11 protein-coding genes are annotated in these 17067 nt (G+C 40.0%); 2 read left to right on the top strand and 9 right to left on the bottom strand.

Annotated elements, in window-relative coordinates:
* Positions 1-23 precede the first annotated feature (23 nt).
* From glpE to ilvY, 3 genes are read right to left on the bottom strand one after another with little or no spacing between them, the layout of a single operon-like run.
* Positions 24-341 carry a thiosulfate sulfurtransferase GlpE gene (glpE, locus tag DV415_RS09255; protein WP_118791046.1) on the bottom strand — a complete coding sequence of 106 codons (318 nt, stop codon included), beginning with the start codon at positions 339-341 and terminating at the stop codon, positions 24-26.
* A complete protein-coding gene (rarD, locus tag DV415_RS09250; protein WP_118791047.1) occupies positions 342-1220 on the bottom strand; it encodes an EamA family transporter RarD in 879 nt (292 codons plus the stop codon). It abuts the gene before it with no gap.
* Positions 1221-1251: 31 nt separating this feature from the next.
* Positions 1252-2130, bottom strand: coding sequence for an HTH-type transcriptional activator IlvY (gene ilvY, locus DV415_RS09245; RefSeq protein ID WP_118782505.1), 879 nt, complete (start codon positions 2128-2130; stop codon positions 1252-1254).
* A 692-nt stretch (positions 2131-2822) separates the two neighbouring features.
* On the opposite strand from ilvY, the gene ilvC reads away from it, so the two are divergent.
* Positions 2823-4301, top strand: coding sequence for a ketol-acid reductoisomerase (gene ilvC, locus DV415_RS09235; RefSeq protein WP_049364180.1), 1479 nt, complete (start codon positions 2823-2825; stop codon positions 4299-4301).
* Between the two features lie 60 nt (positions 4302-4361).
* Here the strand turns inward: ilvC and DV415_RS09230 are convergent, their stop codons facing one another.
* Complete coding sequence (locus DV415_RS09230; RefSeq protein WP_118791050.1) at positions 4362-6014, bottom strand: phospho-sugar mutase; 1653 nt, start codon at positions 6012-6014, stop codon at positions 4362-4364.
* A 235-nt stretch (positions 6015-6249) separates the two neighbouring features.
* Between DV415_RS09230 and dnaE the strand changes: the two genes are divergently transcribed.
* Complete coding sequence (dnaE, locus tag DV415_RS09225; protein ID WP_118791051.1) at positions 6250-9729, top strand: DNA polymerase III subunit alpha; 3480 nt, start codon at positions 6250-6252, stop codon at positions 9727-9729.
* 46 nt (positions 9730-9775) lie between these two features.
* Here dnaE and ilvA read toward each other — a convergent pair whose 3' ends face one another.
* The 5 genes from ilvA to ilvG form a co-directional block, all read right to left on the bottom strand.
* Complete coding sequence (gene ilvA, locus DV415_RS09220; RefSeq protein ID WP_118791052.1) at positions 9776-11317, bottom strand: threonine ammonia-lyase, biosynthetic; 1542 nt, start codon at positions 11315-11317, stop codon at positions 9776-9778.
* A gap of 80 nt (positions 11318-11397) precedes the next feature.
* Positions 11398-13236: a dihydroxy-acid dehydratase gene (gene ilvD / locus DV415_RS09215; RefSeq protein WP_118791053.1), complete on the bottom strand. Its 1839-nt coding sequence runs from the start codon at positions 13234-13236 to the stop codon at positions 11398-11400.
* 112 nt (positions 13237-13348) lie between these two features.
* Positions 13349-14857: an RNA-binding domain-containing protein gene (locus DV415_RS09210; protein WP_118791054.1), complete on the bottom strand. Its 1509-nt coding sequence runs from the start codon at positions 14855-14857 to the stop codon at positions 13349-13351.
* Between the two features lie 13 nt (positions 14858-14870).
* Positions 14871-15095 carry an acetolactate synthase 2 small subunit gene (ilvM, locus tag DV415_RS09205; protein ID WP_118785200.1) on the bottom strand — a complete coding sequence of 75 codons (225 nt, stop codon included), beginning with the start codon at positions 15093-15095 and terminating at the stop codon, positions 14871-14873.
* Positions 15095-16753, bottom strand: coding sequence for an acetolactate synthase 2 catalytic subunit (gene ilvG, locus DV415_RS09200; RefSeq protein WP_118791055.1), 1659 nt, complete (start codon positions 16751-16753; stop codon positions 15095-15097). Before ilvG ends, ilvM begins: the two co-directional genes overlap by 1 nt.
* Positions 16754-17067: the final 314 nt, after the last annotated feature.

Raw genomic sequence — 17067 nt, 5'->3', positions numbered from 1 at the left:
TCAATATAGTTTTACAATTTAAATTAATATTCTCTTTCTACTGGTAAATTTGCTTTCTCCCATCCATCAAATCCACCAATCATACTAAACACATTTTCATATCCTTGTTCCACTAGAAAGGTCGCTACATTTTTACTGCTTACGCCATGATAACAACTCACAATGATAGGTGAATCAAAATCTACTAATTCTTCGAATTGCAAAAAACTTTGATTCGTTAAATGAAAAGCACCTTTAGGATGCGAGTGGGTAAAGCGGGCATCATCGCGAATATCAGCTAACACCGCCCCTTGTTGAACCATTTCCCAAGCTTGTTGTGGCGTAATTTCTTTAAATGACATTTATAAACTTCCTTTTGCGTGCTGTTTGTACACACCATCAATCACAACAAGAATCATAGCGAGCACTAAACAAATAAAAAGCGGGTAACTTTCGGCGTCAATTTGTTCACCGATAAAAAACGATACGAAAATCATCATAATGGTTTCCACATAACCAAGTAGCCCAAGCAAATTCATTGGTAGCATATTGCTAGCGATCACATAAGCAATTAATGCCGTGCCGCTAATTAATCCAAGCAACACAAGTAGTCCCCAAATATTAGGATTACTTTGTTCTACCACAGCGAAATCTGTTTGTAACGCAAAATAAATGCTAATTGGGATTAGGCTCAACATCTCTAAACAAAAAGAGGCGAGATCACTATTTTTTAATGCTTTTCGAATGGAAAAATAGGTGGTATAGCCAACACAAATCACAATGGCTTCCCAAGAAAGCCCGCCTTTTAGCACGATATTAGAAATCACACCCAATGCGGCAATCACGACTGCAATAAATTTAAATGTTGAAATACGTTCTTTAAAAATTAAGCGACCAGCCGCCACCATCACAATTGGCAAAAGCAAATAACCAAAAGACACGCTCAACGAACTGCCATTATTCGGTGCCCAAAGAAAAAGCCACATTTGAAAACCCATTAATAAGCCACAAAACAGATAGGGTAATGCCAAGTGCGGTTGTTTTTTGATGAGTTTTAAGCGATTAATCAACGCATTTTTCTGCTTAAACATAAACACGGAAAGGACAACAAAGGGAAACGTAAAAATCATCCGATAACCGAAAATATCCGTGCCACTCAAAGGTTTCAGCAGCGTAGAAAAATAATACATATAGCCAAATAAAAATGAGGCAAGTAATGAAACGAGAACACCTTTAAACATAAGAAATCCTTATTCTAAACAGCCAATCATTCTATTCTAACATCGCCCAAAATGCACGGATTAAGGGTTGTTCGAGATTCCTTTTTTGGGTACAAATAACCAATTCAAAAGGCTCAATAGGCTTATCGAGATTAAGTCTGGAAATTTGGTTATTCATTGGGCTATTGTCAATCACCGCATCAGGCAACATCGCTAATCCGAACCCCAATCCTACCATCGGAACAATCCCTTCATGCCCCGCAACGGTAGCATAAATTTTCGGATGTTTAATATGTTTCTCCCGTAGCCATTGCTCAATCCGTTGTCGAGCATGCCCTTCAACAGGGAAAATAAAAGGCATTTGTTGCCAATTAATGGTTTTTTCTTGCAGTAATTGTGTCGCCAAACAAGCCACGCGCGGTGCAATTAAAGATAAGCTAATATCATCAATTTTATGAAATGCCACACTGGATGGCAGATTATTCGGCTTACCCGCAATAGCGAGGTCAACTTGTTGGGTTTGAATCAACTCTAATGCAAGCGCTGGATCACCCGTCGTCAGCTGAATTTCTACTTTAGGATAACGCTGGCGAAATTGTTTAAGTACGTGCGGAAGATGGCTATAAGATGCGGTTACAGAGCAAAAAAGTTTAATTTCACCGCAAAGTTCATCGGATTCATCCTTGAGCTGTTGTTTAAATTGTTGCCAGTTTTGCCATTCTGTTTTAGCAAATTGCAAAAATTTCTCACCATATTCAGTGAGTTTAACTTGACGGTTATCACGAATAAAAAGTGTTTTCCCTAACTCATCTTCCAACCGTTGAATTTGACGGGAAAGCGTAGAGGGGGACATGTGGTTTTGGGTGGCGGTTTTAGCAAAGTTTTTTGTATCACTAAGGTGGATGAATATTTGTAGATCGGTAAATTCCATAATTTCTTCTTTTATTTTATTTAATATCGGGTTTCGCCGATGGCGACCTACTTTTTCTTTGCTCGTGCAAAGCAAAAGTAGGCAAAAAGAAAACACGCCCTGCTTTGCCTTATTTCCTGAGAAATTGAAAACTTGCTTAACGGAAATTTTCTGAACTCGCTACGCTCAAACAGACGAAAATTTCCTACAAGTTTCCAATTTCTCAGGCGGCAAAGAAGGGAACTAATTTGTTCTTTCTTCAATTTAAAGTGCGGGTAAAATTTAGCGTATTTAAAAAAATACCAGAAAACTAACCGCACTTTTTAATAACGCTCTGATATATTCTGAGCCCCATATAAATCGCCTTTGCGACTTTCAATTTTCAGGCAATTTGCGTCTGTTTGAGCGTAGCGAGTTCAGCAAATTGCCGTTAAGAAAATTGAAACAAAGCAAAGATCAGCGATTTAATTGGGGCGTGTTTTCTTTGCCTACTTTCTTTTACACGAGTAAAAGAAAGTAGGTCGCTCATCGAGCGAAATACGATGCTAATTCACAAAAAAACAAAATCCAAAATAATTGCACAAATCGCAACATTACATTCCCATAATATCACTTTACGCAACAACAAAAAATCCTATAATCAAACCACAACAAAAAAATATGCAAACACAACATCATACAATTATTCACCTTACACAATTAAGGACAACAAAATGGCTAACTATTTCAACACTTTAAATTTACGTCAAAAATTAGACCAATTAGGTCGTTGTCGTTTTATGGATCGCGAAGAATTTGCAGATGAAGCAAACTTCTTAAAAGGCAAAAAAATCGTTATCGTAGGCTGTGGTGCGCAAGGTTTAAACCAAGGTTTGAATATGCGTGATTCTGGCTTAGATATTAGCTATGCCTTACGCCCTGAAGCAATTGCTGAAAAACGTGCGTCATTCCAACGTGCAACTGAAAATGGTTTTAAAGTTGGTACTTATGAAGAATTAATTCCAACTGCAGATTTAGTCGTAAACTTAACACCAGACAAACAACACTCTAAAGTAGTTGCTGATGTGATGCCTTTAATGAAAAAAGACTCTGCATTTGGTTATTCACACGGATTCAACATTGTTGAAGTTGGCGAAGAAATCCGTAAAGACATTACAGTTGTAATGGTTGCACCAAAATGTCCAGGTACTGAAGTGCGTGAAGAATACAAACGTGGTTTCGGTGTGCCAACATTAATCGCGGTTCACCCTGAAAATGACCCGAAAGGCGAAGGCATGGCGATTGCAAAAGCATGGGCTGCGGCAACTGGCGGTCATAAAGCGGGTGTTTTAGAATCTTCATTCGTGGCAGAGGTAAAATCTGACTTAATGGGTGAGCAAACTATCCTGTGCGGTATGTTACAAGCAGGTTCTATCGTATGTTATGACAAATTAGTGGCAGACGGTAAAGATCCAGCATACGCAGGTAAATTAATCCAATACGGTTGGGAAACGATTACCGAAGCATTAAAACAAGGCGGTATCACATTAATGATGGATCGCTTATCAAACAGCGCAAAATTACGTGCATTTGAACTAGCTGAACAAATCAAAGAAAGCCTTGGTTTCTTATATTACAAACACATGGATGACATCATCAGCGGCCACTTCTCTGCAACAATGATGGCTGACTGGGCAAATGGTGATAAAGACTTATTCGCATGGCGTGAAGCAACGGGTAAAACAGCCTTTGAAAATGCACCAAAATATGATGGCAAAATTAGTGAACAAGAATACTTTGATAACGGCGTATTAATGATCGCAATGGTGAAAGCTGGCGTGGAATTAGCTTTTGAAGCTATGGTTGCAAGCGGTATTTATGAAGAATCAGCTTACTACGAATCACTTCACGAATTACCGTTAATCGCAAACACCATCGCGCGTAAACGTTTATACGAAATGAACGTGGTCATTTCTGATACTGCAGAATATGGTAACTACTTATTCTCTAACGTAGCGACCCCAATTCTTGCAAAAGAAATTATCCCTAACCTTCAAAAAGGTGACTTGGGCGAGCCAACTCCAGCAGTGGAAATCGACAACATCACCTTACGCGATGTAAACGATGCAATTCGCAACCACCCTGTTGAATTAATCGGTCAAGAATTACGTGGTTATATGACAGATATGAAACGTATCGCCGTTGCAGGTTAATACTAAATTAAACTAAACAACAAACCGCATGTAAAACGTGCGGTTTGTTGTTAGAAGCAATTAACAATCTTGTTTGCCATAAGCATCTTGGCGAAGAATATGACGAACACCTTCATCAAATTCTGCTAATACGCGATCTGCATCTTTTGGATCTTTACCGCGCGCATCTAAGTAGAATTTAATTTTTGGTTCAGTACCTGAAGGACGAGCAATTAAGCGTCCGCCATTTTCCAAGTTAAATACAAGGATATCGCTTTGACGATCTGTTTTAGTATGATCGATAAATTGCGCCACTTTCACGCCAGCGATTTCTGCTGGTGGATTGTTACGAAGTGCGGTCATTAATTTTCCGATTTCTGAAAGATCGCTTACTCGAATAGAGATTTGTCCACTTACATAAGCACCAAATTCTTTGGTAAATTCATCAGCATAATCTGCTAAAGTTTTGCCTTGTTTTTTCAAGTTACGCACAAGATCTAAGAACACGATTGCCGCAGAAATACCGTCTTTATCGCGTACTTTGTCTGGGTCAACTAAATAGCCCAATGCTTCTTCAAAACCAAACAATAAGCCAGATACTTTACCGATGTATTTGAAACCAGTTAAGGTTTCTTCTGATTGGAAACCGTATTTTTTTGCAATTTCAGCGAGCGCAGGAGAAGAAACAAGTGAGCAAGCCAATGTGCCTTTTTTGCCTTGATATTGTTTTGCTAAGTACCAACCTAAGAAACAGCCTACTACGTTGCCGTGTAGTGATTTCCAGTTGCCTTGCGCATCAGGCACCGCAACGGCTAAACGGTCTGCATCTGGGTCATTAGCAATGATAAATTCAGCATTCTTTTCTTTTGCCACTTTAATTGCTAAATCTAATGCGCCTTTTTCTTCTGGATTTGGGAAATTCACAGTTGGGAATGTGCCATCTGGCCAAACTTGATCTGCGACTACGTGAGGTTGTGGTAAGCCTGCTTTTGCTAGCGTTTTACTTAAAACTTCATAACCCACACCGTGCATAGCGGTATAAACATAGTTAATGTCGCAAGCTGGCTCTTTAGCTAATGATGCAGTTTTTGTAATGTACGCATCTACCACTTCATCATTTAACACTACATAATTATCGCTACGTGGTAAATCTTGGATATTGCCTGCCGCAACTTTATCAATTAATGCTGCGATGTCTTTATCTGCTGGTGAAACGATTTGACCGCCGCCATTTGCTTTACCTAAATACACTTTATAGCCATTATCTTCCGGTGGGTTATGGCTTGCTGTTACCATTACACCAGCAGTGGTATCAAAATATTGGATAGCATAAGCTAAAACTGGAGTCGGTAATTTGCGTGGTAATAAATAAGCTTTTACGCCTGCACCGGCCATAATTTCAGCTGTGTCACGGGCAAATACATCAGAGTTTTTACGGCCATCGTAACCAATTACGATAGACGGCTCTTTATCGTAGCCTTTTAAATATTCCGCTAAACCGCCAGCAGCTTGAGAAACTAACACTCGGTTCATCCCCATTGAGCCAGCTTGTAAACGGCCACGTAAACCTGCCGTACCAAATTGTAAACGACCATCAAAACGCGCATGTAATTCTGTTTCTGCCGCTTTATCTCCGCCTTTTGCCGCATCTAAAAGTGCGGTTAATTCTGCACGAGTTTCTGCGTCAGGATCTTGGTTTAACCAATTTTGCGCTACATGAAAAAGAGTTGTCATAGGATCATCCTTATTCTCTTGAAATAAATAAATCGCTGCTAGACTAGCCGAAATCACCCAAAATGGGAACGGATAATTATCAAAATTTTGATCTACTTAACATTTTTTATTCACGCAATCGGTTATCTGAGCGAATTAGGAAAGCCGTTTGTTGCATAGGCATTTATTTGAAAAATTCGCTATAATACCGCCTTAACATTTACGGCAAAATTTAACCGCACTTTAAGGATTTTCAATGTCATCCCAACCTCGTTTCGTCCATCTTCGCACGCACACAGATTTCTCGATGATCGACAGTATTGTCAAAGTGAAACCTCTTGTGAAAGCTTGTGCTGCCAATGAAATGGTTGCTATGGGATTAACGGATTTTACTAATTTTTGTGGTGTGGTGCGTTTTTATGGCGAAATGCTTTCTTCGGGGATGAAGCCAATTATCGGGGCAGATGTAAAGGTCAAAAGCGCATTGTGTGGCGATGAATACTTTGATCTTACTTTGCTGGCTAAAAATAACGAAGGCTATAAAAACATTACATTATTACTCTCAAAAGCCTATCAGCGCGGTTACGATGACTATCCTTATATCGATCAAAATTGGTTAATTGAACATCGCGAGGGCGTGATTATTTTATCGGGAGGGACGCAAGGCGATGTAGGTAAAAAATTGTTGAAAGAAAACGTAGCCGAAATTGAAAGTGCGATTGCTTTTTACCAAGAGTTTTTTGCTGATCATTTTTATCTTGCACTTACGCGCACTGGAAGACCTGATGAAGAACGTTATATCCAAGCAGCATTAAAATTAGCTAAAAGTCATGGATTGCCTTTGGTCGCGACGAACGATGTGATGTTTTTGAAATCTGATGATTTTGAGGCCCACGAAATTCGCGTAGCGATTCACGATGGCTATACTTTAGACGATCCTAAACGTCCAAAACGTTATACCCCACAACAATATTTCCGCAGCGAAGAGGAAATGTGCAAGTTATTCGCTGACATTCCTTCCGCTCTCGAAAATACCTTATTAATTGCGCAGCGTTGTAGTGTGACTTTGCGCCTTGGTCAATATTTCTTGCCTCAATTCCCGACTGGAGATTTAAGTACAGAAGATTTCTTGGTGCAAAAAGCCAAAGAAGGTTTGGAAGAACGTTTAGCTTTTTTATTCCCTGATGAAAAAGTGCGGTTAGAAAAAAGACCAAAATATGATGAACGCTTGCAAGTTGAGTTGGATGTGATTAACCAAATGGGATTTCCAGGTTATTTCTTGATCGTAATGGAATTTATTCAATGGTCGAAAGATAACGACATTCCTGTTGGTCCGGGTCGAGGTTCTGGTGCGGGTTCATTAGTGGCTTATGCATTAAAAATCACTGATTTAGATCCGCTAGAATTCGATTTGCTTTTTGAACGTTTCTTAAATCCAGAACGTGTGTCTATGCCCGATTTCGACGTGGATTTCTGTATGGATGGTCGAGACCGAGTGATTGAGCACGTTGCTGAAACCTATGGCCGCGGCGCGGTATCACAAATTATCACTTTTGGAACCATGGCAGCAAAAGCAGTGATTCGTGATGTGGGGCGCGTATTAGGGCATCCGTATGGTTTCGTTGATCGTATTTCGAAATTAATTCCGCCCGATCCTGGTATGACGCTTGCGAAAGCATTTGAAGCCGAACCACAATTACAGACCGCCTATGATAGTGATGAAGAAGTGCAAGCGTTGATTGATATGGCGCGCAAGTTGGAAGGCGTGACACGTAATGCAGGTAAACATGCTGGTGGCGTGGTCATTTCACCAACCTTAATTACTGATTTTGCACCGCTCTACTGTGATAATGAAGGCTTACATCCGGTTACTCACTTTGATAAAAATGATGTGGAATATGCGGGTCTTGTGAAATTTGACTTCCTAGGCTTGCGCACACTCACTATTATTAAATGGGCATTAGATATGATTAATGCTCGTATGCTTCGTGAAGGCAAACCATTAGTGGATATTGCCGCCATTCCACTTGATGATCCCGAATCTTTTGAATTACTTAAACGTTCCGAAACTACAGCCGTGTTCCAGCTGGAATCGCGTGGAATGAAGGATTTGATTAAGCGCCTGCAACCTGACTGTTTTGAAGATATCATCGCGTTGGTGGCATTGTTCCGTCCTGGTCCGTTGCAATCAGGCATGGTGGATAACTTTATCGACCGTAAACATGGACGAGAAGAAGTATCTTATCCTGATGCGGAATATCAACATGAAAGCTTGAAACCTATTCTTGAGCCGACCTACGGTATTATTTTGTATCAAGAACAAGTGATGCAAATTGCGCAGGTGTTGGCTGGCTATACCTTGGGTGGGGCTGACTTATTGCGTCGAGCAATGGGTAAAAAGAAACCAGAAGAAATGGCAAAACAGCGTTCCGTATTTAAAGAAGGTGCAGAGAAAAACGGTGTTGATGGTGAGTTATCCATGAAGATTTTCGACTTGGTGGAAAAATTTGCTGGCTATGGTTTTAATAAATCTCACTCTGCCGCTTATGCCTTGGTGTCTTACCAAACCCTTTGGCTCAAAACCCATTTCCCTGCAGAATTCATGGCTGCAGTGATGACATCTGAAATGGATAATACGGATAAAATCGTAGGTTTGTACGACGAATGTTTACGTATGGGCTTAAAAGTAACGCCACCAGATATTAATATCGGCAAACATCATTTTAGCGTCAATGAACAAGGCGAAATTGTGTATGGTATTGGCGCGATTAAAGGGGTAGGAGAAGGCCCGATTGACGCACTTGTGACGGCAAGAAATGAAGGGGGGATTTTCAAAGATTTATTCGATTTATGCGCTCGTGTAGATTTGAAAAAAATTAACCGCCGTACCTTTGAAAGCTTAATTATGTCGGGCGCCTTTGATAAATTAGGCCCACATCGCGCCGCACTTTCTAAGAATTTAGAAGATGCGCTTAGAGCTTCCGATCAGCATGCGAAAGATGAAGCAATGGGACAAACGGATATGTTCGGTGTACTGACGGAAACCCATGAAGAAGTGGAAAATGCCTATGCCAATACACCGCCTTATACCGAAAAACAAATCCTTGATGGTGAACGAGAAACCTTGGGACTTTATTTAAGTAGCCATCCTGTTAGCCGTTATCTGAAAGAACTTTCCCATTACACATCAACGCGGTTGAAAGATCTTGCACCAAATCGTCGTGGACAAATTAGCACTGTGGCGGGGCTAGTTGTAGCATCGAGAATTGCGATGACGAAAAAAGGCAATCGGCTAGGTATTGCTACATTGGATGACCGCTCAGGTCGCTTAGATTTAACATTATTTGGTGAAAGCCTAGAACAATTTGGTGAAAAATTACAAAAAGATACAGTGATTGTTGCTTCTGGGCAGGTGAGCTTTGATGATTTCTCTGGTGGCTTAAAAATGACGGTGCGAGAATTAATGACTTTAGATGAGGCTCGTTCTCGTTATGTCAAATCCTTAGCTATCAGCCTTTCTGAGCATCAAATTACACCAAGTTTCATTAAACAACTTAAAGCATTACTTGAGCCGGTAAGTGGTGGAACCTTGCCTATTAACGTGTATTACCAAAGTCTGAAAGGTCGTGCGTTGTTACGTTTGGGTGTGCAATGGTCGATCATTCCAACAGATGAAATTCTGACGGAATTGGTGAATTTACTCGGCGAAAGTGCGGTGGAATTAGAGTTTGAATAATACAAAGGCGTGAAAAATATCGCGCCTTTTTTATAAGTTTATAAGATTAACGTAAGAAATAACGATAGGATTTGCTTTCTGTTACATCTTCAAAAACATAATTGAGTTGGGCAAGTGTCTGTTCAAATTCTGCTTGTTCGCATTCTTCAATTTGGAAACCTGCAAGGATATTTCCATAGTCCGCACCATGGGCACGATAGTGGAATAAGGAAATATTCCAACGATTTTGCAAGGTTTCTAGAAATTTCAATAACGCACCTTTTTGCTCTGGGAATTCGAACGTATATAAGCGTTCATTATCATTGGCTGCTCGCCCCCCCATTAAATAGCGAACGTGGGTTTTAGCAATATCATCATCAGACATATCCTCAACATCAAAACCATTTTTTGTGAGGTCTGCAATAATATCTGCTTTTTCTTGCTCATTTGTCGTTCTTACCCCAACAAACACGCAAGCACGTTTATCATCTGCATAACGGTAACTGAATTCGGTTACAGCTCTGTTACCTAATACATAAGCAAATTTTAAGAAACTACCGGGTTGTTCAGGCATGGTCACGGCTAATAAAGCTTCTCGGTTTTCACCAATTTCACAACGTTCAGATACATAACGTAATGTGTGGAAATTCAAGTTCGCGCCAGACAAAATTGCCGCCATATTTTTGCCTTCAATATGGTTTTGTTTTGCATATTTTTTCAAACCAGCTAAACCTAATGCACCAGATGGTTCTGCAACAGCACGCACGTTCTCAAACAAATCTTTCATTGCTGCGCACACTTCATCACTATCGACCAATACCATATCATCAAGATATTGCTGGCATAGACGGAATGTTTCGTCACCAATGCGTTTTACGGCAACACCATCCGCAAATAATCCAACATGGGTTAAATCTGTTGGTTCGCCTTTGTCGAGAGCGGCTTTTAAGCATGCAGAATCCTTTGATTCTACACCGATGATTTTAATTTCTGGCATAAATTGCTTAAGCAAAATTGCCACACCCGCAGCTAAGCCACCACCGCCGACTTGTACAAACACATAATCCAAATCTGTCACTTGTTGTAGCATTTCCATCGCTAACGTGCCTTGTCCTGCGATCACTAATGGATGATCGAATGGTGGAATAAATGTCATGTGTTTTTCTCGGGAAAGTTCAATCGCTTTTGCTTTGGCTTCATCAAAATTAGCACCATGCAACAACACCTCACCACCAAAACCACGCACCGCATCCACTTTAATACTTGGAGTATTTTGTGGCATGACGATCAATGCTTTTAAGCCTAATTGTTTCGCTGATAATGCCACGCCTTGCGCATGGTTACCTGCAGATGCCGCTATTACGCCTGCTGCTTTTTGTTCTGCTGAAAGGCTAGAAATCATTGCGTAAGCGCCGCGTAGTTTAAAGCTATTTACTGGTTGGCGATCTTCGCGCTTGATCCAGATATTATTGTGCAGTCGTTCAGAAAGTTTTCCCATTTTTTGTAAAGGGGTCACTTGCGCAGCTTCATATACGCGCGAACCAAGTTTAACAATGGCATTGATATAATCTGATTGAGAAGGTTGAGGATTGGTAAGTAGGTTTTTCATAGTGTTTGTTTTGATGATGAAGTGCGGTTAGTTTTTCCTTTGTTTTATCCCCCTCTTATGAAGGAGGGGGAACCGTTAAATTATTTTAATAATGTTTTATCTCGTACCGCACCTTTGTCCGCTGAGGTCGCAAAGTGACCGAATACTTTCAACGCGAAAGATACTTCACGTTCACGGTGAACGGGTTGCCAACCTTTTTGATCTTGTTCAGATCTGCGTGTTGCGAGTTCTTCATTACTGATTTCTAAGTTAATTGCACGATTTGGAATATCAATGTTGATAATATCGCCATCGCGTACTAAGCCTATTGCACCGCCAGAGGCAGCTTCTGGTGAAGCATGTCCAATAGACAAGCCTGATGTACCACCAGAGAAACGACCATCCGTTAATAAAGCACATTTTTTGCCCAATCCCATCGATTTTAAGTAACTGGTTGGGTATAACATTTCTTGCATACCAGGTCCGCCTTTAGGGCCTTCGTAACGGATAACAACGACATGACCTTCTTTAACTTTGCCACCTAAAATGCCTGCAACTGCATCTTCTTGGCTTTCAAATACGATTGCAGTGCCGGTGAATTTCCAAATAGATTCATCTACGCCCGCGGTTTTAACGATACATCCGTCTTCCGCGAGATTACCGAATAATACGGCTAAGCCACCTTCTTGCGAGATCGCATTTTCTTTATTGCGAATACAACCGTTTACACGATCATTATCGACGGTATCCCAGCGGCAATCTTGTGAGAATGCTTGAGTTGTGCGGATGCCTGCAGGGCCTGCACGGAAGAATTTATGTAATTCTTCATCTTGATTGCGAATAATATCGTATTGGTCTAGTTGTTCTCCCATGCTCATTCCAAGCACGGTGTGCGTATTTTTATGAATTAATCCAGCGCGATCTAATTCCCCCAACAATCCCATAATACCGCCTGCACGGTGTACGTCTTCCATGTGGTATTTATTGGTGTTTGGTGCAATTTTGCTTAAACAAGGTACTTTGCGCGATAAACGGTCAATATCTTCCATTTTAAAATCTACGCCCGCTTCTTGAGCAGCCGCTAATAAGTGTAAAACAGTATTGCTTGAACCACCCATTGCGATATCGAGGCTCATTGCATTTTCAAAGGCATCAAAGGTACCGATTGAACGAGGTAATACGCTTGCATCATCTTGTTCGTAATAACGTTTGCAAAGCTCAACAATTTGACGACCTGCTTTTAAGAATAATTCTTTACGGTCTGCGTGAGTAGCCAACATGGAACCATTGCCAGGTAAAGATAAACCTAACGCTTCAGTTAAGCAGTTCATGGAATTGGCGGTAAACATACCAGAGCATGAACCACAAGTTGGGCAAGCACTACGTTCGATGGCATCAATGCGTTCATCTGACACATTTGGATCGGCTGCCTCAATCATCGCATCAACTAAATCTAAGCGGATTAATTGATCAGAAAGTTTAGTTTTACCCGCTTCCATTGGGCCGCCTGAAACGAAGATAGTTGGAATATTTAAACGCATTGCCGCCATTAACATTCCCGGGGTGATTTTGTCACAGTTGGAAATACACACCATAGCATCTGCGCAGTGCGCATTGACCATATATTCTACGCTATCAGCGATTAAATCACGGCTTGGTAAGGAATAAAGCATCCCACCGTGACCCATTGCGATACCATCATCCACCGCAATGGTGTTAAATTCTTTTGCTACGCCGCCCGCTTTTTCAATTTCTGCGGCAACAAGCTGTCCCATATCTTTTAAATGTACATGCCCTGGCACAAATTGGGTGAAAGAGTTCACCACCGCAATAATCGGTTTACCAAAGTCATTTTCTTTCATCCCTGTTGCACGCCATAAGGCACGTGCGCCTGCCATATTACGACCTTGTGTACTGGTCGCTGAACGTAGTTTTGGCATAAATAATCTCTCCGAGTTTTAAAAGTATATTTTATTCGTTAGACTTTACTTAAAAGTAGTCTGAAGTATTGAATCATTTTTCTTTTAAATCAAAATGTTAGCTCTTAAGTTATTACTTCTGAGTAACTTCATAGTTTCGATAGAAAAAATCAGTTAGTCTGAACCGCTGTTTCGGATTATTATTACTTTTTTCTGTTTTCTCAATCCAGTTTTTTAAAACTAAAGGTTCTATAAATTTTTGGTATGAATAAGTGCTGTTAGCTTTATTGAGTAAAGCTAAAATATCTTTACGGCTTTTTTCTCCCATAAGTAGAAACTCAATAATTTTTTGTTCTGTTTCGGTACATAAGGGTAAATTAGATTTTATATGTTCATTTTTTGCTGTGAATTCAATAAGAAAAAAGGTTCTATCCTCATCAAACTCAAATTTTGCAGGCTCAGATCCATTTTTACGCAATTCATTTTTAATCGTGGGTAATCCTGTTCCTTTTCCTTCTGATAGCTTAAGTTCTTTCAAAAAATCTCCAAGACGGCGATTTTTATAACGTCTCGCTCTAACATTACCCGCAATTAAATCTGCTTTTTGAATTGATTTATCAGGTCCATTATAACTAATGATCTCTAGTGAATTTGGTTGAATAATGATCTCTACTGGCTGTCTTTCTTGATAATTTCGATGATATAACGCATTAACTACAGCCTCTTCAAGAGCTTGATATGGATAATTAAATAACCGAATAGATTCTGCTTGTTCTTTTGGTTTTAATATAAATTCCTTGATTAGATTATTTCTGAGATAGCGTAGCGTATCATTAATAATAGAATCAATAGGGCCCTTTATTGATGGAATTTCCACAAAATAATCTGGGTTATTTACTTTCCCTTCAGGAAAAATAGTAATATCAACCTGAGTTTGAGGGAAAAATTGATCGGGATTATCACAAAACATCATTAATGCAATATTTTTAGGATAATATACACCACCTATATTTTCTACTAAGTCTAATTGTTTTAATAAGGATATTTTATCTGTTTCTAGTACATAAGATGCTAATTTACTTTCTGTTTTGACTAAAAAATCATTAATACGGAGTAATGAAATATCATTGATATTAGCCTGTCTATTAATACGATCATCAAAAGGAATTTTATTTGCTAATTCCTTTAATTCTTGTTCCTGTTCGCTATTAGCAATGATAGATGATGTATTATATCGAATATAATATTCATATTGCTTTTGTCTAGATGTAATTGATTGAGGAACCTGATAAGGCCGATTTGAGCCACTAATAACCCATAAAATAATAACTTTTTTACCATCTAGTTCTTCTACATAAGTTTTTGGGAAATAATTAGGTGTTATCAAATGATTAAAACCCAACATCTCACGCTGAATACGATCTATATCAGAATCATCAAGTCCTTTAACTGGTCTTTTTGCAATTCCATTTTCTTCTTCAACGCCAATAAAAATATATCCTCCGCCAATATCCTCAATATCATTTGCAAAAGCACAAATAGAACGATAAATCGAATCTGGGTTCCAACCAGATTTAAATTCAATCCGATTACTTTCGATCGTTTTATGTGTGAGCAATGATTCAATATTGATTGGCAACATAATAGTATTTCTCTTAGTATGTTGGAGCAGTAATCACATCTGGCAATTTCGCCAACTGATTCACTAATAGATCTAAAGCGCGGTCAGATTTTACGGTGATTTTTAACCGCACTTGGGTTTCAATCAGTGTCATTTCCATTGTTGTAACGGTAAATCCGCGGTGGCGTGCTACGCGTAAAATGCGCTCTAGGACTTCAGGACGATGGCGAGCGACGAGTTCAAGTTTATATTCATTCATTAGTTCATCTCCTCTACCATATCCGCGTTACATGCCCCCGGTGGAACAAGTGGCCATACACATTCATCAGGTGGAATACATACTTGTAATAAATAGGCTGTTTTGCTGTTTAATAATCGGTTGAGTGCAGCATCCACATCATCGGCTGACGCAATACGTTCTGCAGGAATACCGAACGCGTTAGCAAGCATCACAAAATCTGGGTTGTCGTCTAAAATAGTTTCACTGCGACGTTTATTCCAGAATAAATCCTGCCATTGACGAACCATACCTAAGCGTTGGTTATCCAAGAGCAAAATTTTTACAGGTAAATTGCCACGTTTGATTGAACCCAATTCTTGGATATTCATCATGAGTGAGCCATCCCCAGTAACCAAAATGACTTCATCTTGCGGGCGTGCTTTTTTTGCACCTACAGCAGCGGGTAAGCCAAAGCCCATTGTGCCGAAACCTGCCGATGTAATGTAGTTCTCTGGTGCAAAATGTTTCATGTGTTGCGCTGACCACATTTGATGCTGCCCCACATCGGTACAAATTATTGCATTATTTGGTTTGCGATTAGATAGGGTGTTGAGTAATGCCCAAGGATCAATCGGGCGATTGCCTTGATTTTCAATATAAGTGAAATCTAATTTTGCTTTGAAATCTCTGATTTGTTCACGCCAAGGTTCAATATCAAGCTCTTGTTTGAGTGCATTAAGTGCTTGGATTAAATCCCCTTGTAGTGCAACATCTGCACGGCGTAATTTATGGATTTCTGCCGCATCAATATCACAATGAATCACTTTGGCATGAGGCGCAAAAGTATCGAGTTTACCTGTTACACGGTCGTCAAAACGCGCACCGCATACGAGTAATAAATCGCTTTCTTGCACGGCAAAATTAGCAGCTTTTGTGCCATGCATACCAATCATTCCCATATACACATCATCATTTGGATCAATTGCACCTAAACCTTTTAAAGTTGAGACTGATGGCATTTGGGTCTGGGCTAAAAATTCGCGTAAGGCAGGAACAGCCTTCGCCATACCAACACCGCCACCAACATAAAGCACCGGTTTTTTAGCATTTTTTAATAATTCTTTTGCTTCAGCAAGTTTATCTGTCGAAAGTGCGGTCGGTTTTTCTGGTGTTTTAACGTAGGCTTTTACATTCTCAGGTACTTCACCGATTTGGATATCACGAGGCACATCAATAAGAACAGGGCCTGGACGTCCGCTTTGGGCAATTTCAAAGGCTTCCGCAAAAACATCAGCTAATTCATCCGCACTTTGAACGATAAAGCTGTGTTTAGTGCAAGCAAGGGAAAGACCTAGAACATCGGCTTCTTGGAACGCATCCGTGCCGATTAATGGCGAGGAAACTTGACCGGTAATGGCTACAACTGGAATGGAGTCCATCATGGCATCGCCTAATCCTGTGACTAAATTGGTTGCGCCAGGGCCTGATGTTGCAATGCATACGCCGACTTTTCCTGTGGATCGAGCATAACCGATCGCTGCGATGGCTGCACCTTGTTCATTACGACATAGTAAGTGATCTAAGCCTGCATCATAAAGGGCATCGTAGGTTGGCATGATTGCGCCGCCTGGATAGCCGAAAAGAGTCGTGACATGGTGTGCTTTCAGGCACTCCATGATGAGTTGTGCACCTGTCATTGTGTTTGTTTCCTGTTGTTTTTATTTTGGGATAAGTTCAGCATTGTAGCGAAATTTCGAGTCATTGGTAGGGTTTAGAGCGAAAAAAAACGAAAAAAGTGCGGTGAAAATTGGCTTTTTTTGAATGTTTATGTTCTTTTTATTAAAAAATTCGTGAATTTTGATCTGCACCCCAAAAGTTGGACTCAACAAACCAACAATTGAGGTGCAGATTTTTTTATGGGTAAACACTACACAATCGAATTTAAATTACAGGCTCTCCAACCTATTCTGAATCGAAAAATGAGTATTAGAGAAGCTGCGCGTTTTTACAA

The organism is Haemophilus haemolyticus, assembly GCF_003490595.1.
GTDB classification, from domain to species: domain Bacteria; phylum Pseudomonadota; class Gammaproteobacteria; order Enterobacterales; family Pasteurellaceae; genus Haemophilus; species Haemophilus haemolyticus_L.
The sequence above is the reverse complement of the archived record's forward strand: the minus strand, read 5'-3'. Positions and strand labels throughout refer to the sequence as shown.

Coding starts and splice junctions, on each gene's coding strand:
- DV415_RS09230 (WP_118791050.1), bottom strand. CDS start 6,014: ATGACAACTCTTTTTCATGTAGCGCAAAATTGGTTAAACCAAGATCCT.
- ilvM (WP_118785200.1), bottom strand. CDS start 15,095: ATGAATGAATATAAACTTGAACTCGTCGCTCGCCATCGTCCTGAAGTC.
- ilvC (WP_049364180.1), top strand. CDS start 2,823: ATGGCTAACTATTTCAACACTTTAAATTTACGTCAAAAATTAGACCAA.
- ilvD (WP_118791053.1), bottom strand. CDS start 13,236: ATGCCAAAACTACGTTCAGCGACCAGTACACAAGGTCGTAATATGGCA.
- ilvG (WP_118791055.1), bottom strand. CDS start 16,753: ATGACAGGTGCACAACTCATCATGGAGTGCCTGAAAGCACACCATGTC.
- dnaE (WP_118791051.1), top strand. CDS start 6,250: ATGTCATCCCAACCTCGTTTCGTCCATCTTCGCACGCACACAGATTTC.
- DV415_RS09210 (WP_118791054.1), bottom strand. CDS start 14,857: ATGTTGCCAATCAATATTGAATCATTGCTCACACATAAAACGATCGAA.
- rarD (WP_118791047.1), bottom strand. CDS start 1,220: ATGTTTAAAGGTGTTCTCGTTTCATTACTTGCCTCATTTTTATTTGGC.
- glpE (WP_118791046.1), bottom strand. CDS start 341: ATGTCATTTAAAGAAATTACGCCACAACAAGCTTGGGAAATGGTTCAA.
- ilvY (WP_118782505.1), bottom strand. CDS start 2,130: ATGGAATTTACCGATCTACAAATATTCATCCACCTTAGTGATACAAAA.
- ilvA (WP_118791052.1), bottom strand. CDS start 11,317: ATGAAAAACCTACTTACCAATCCTCAACCTTCTCAATCAGATTATATC.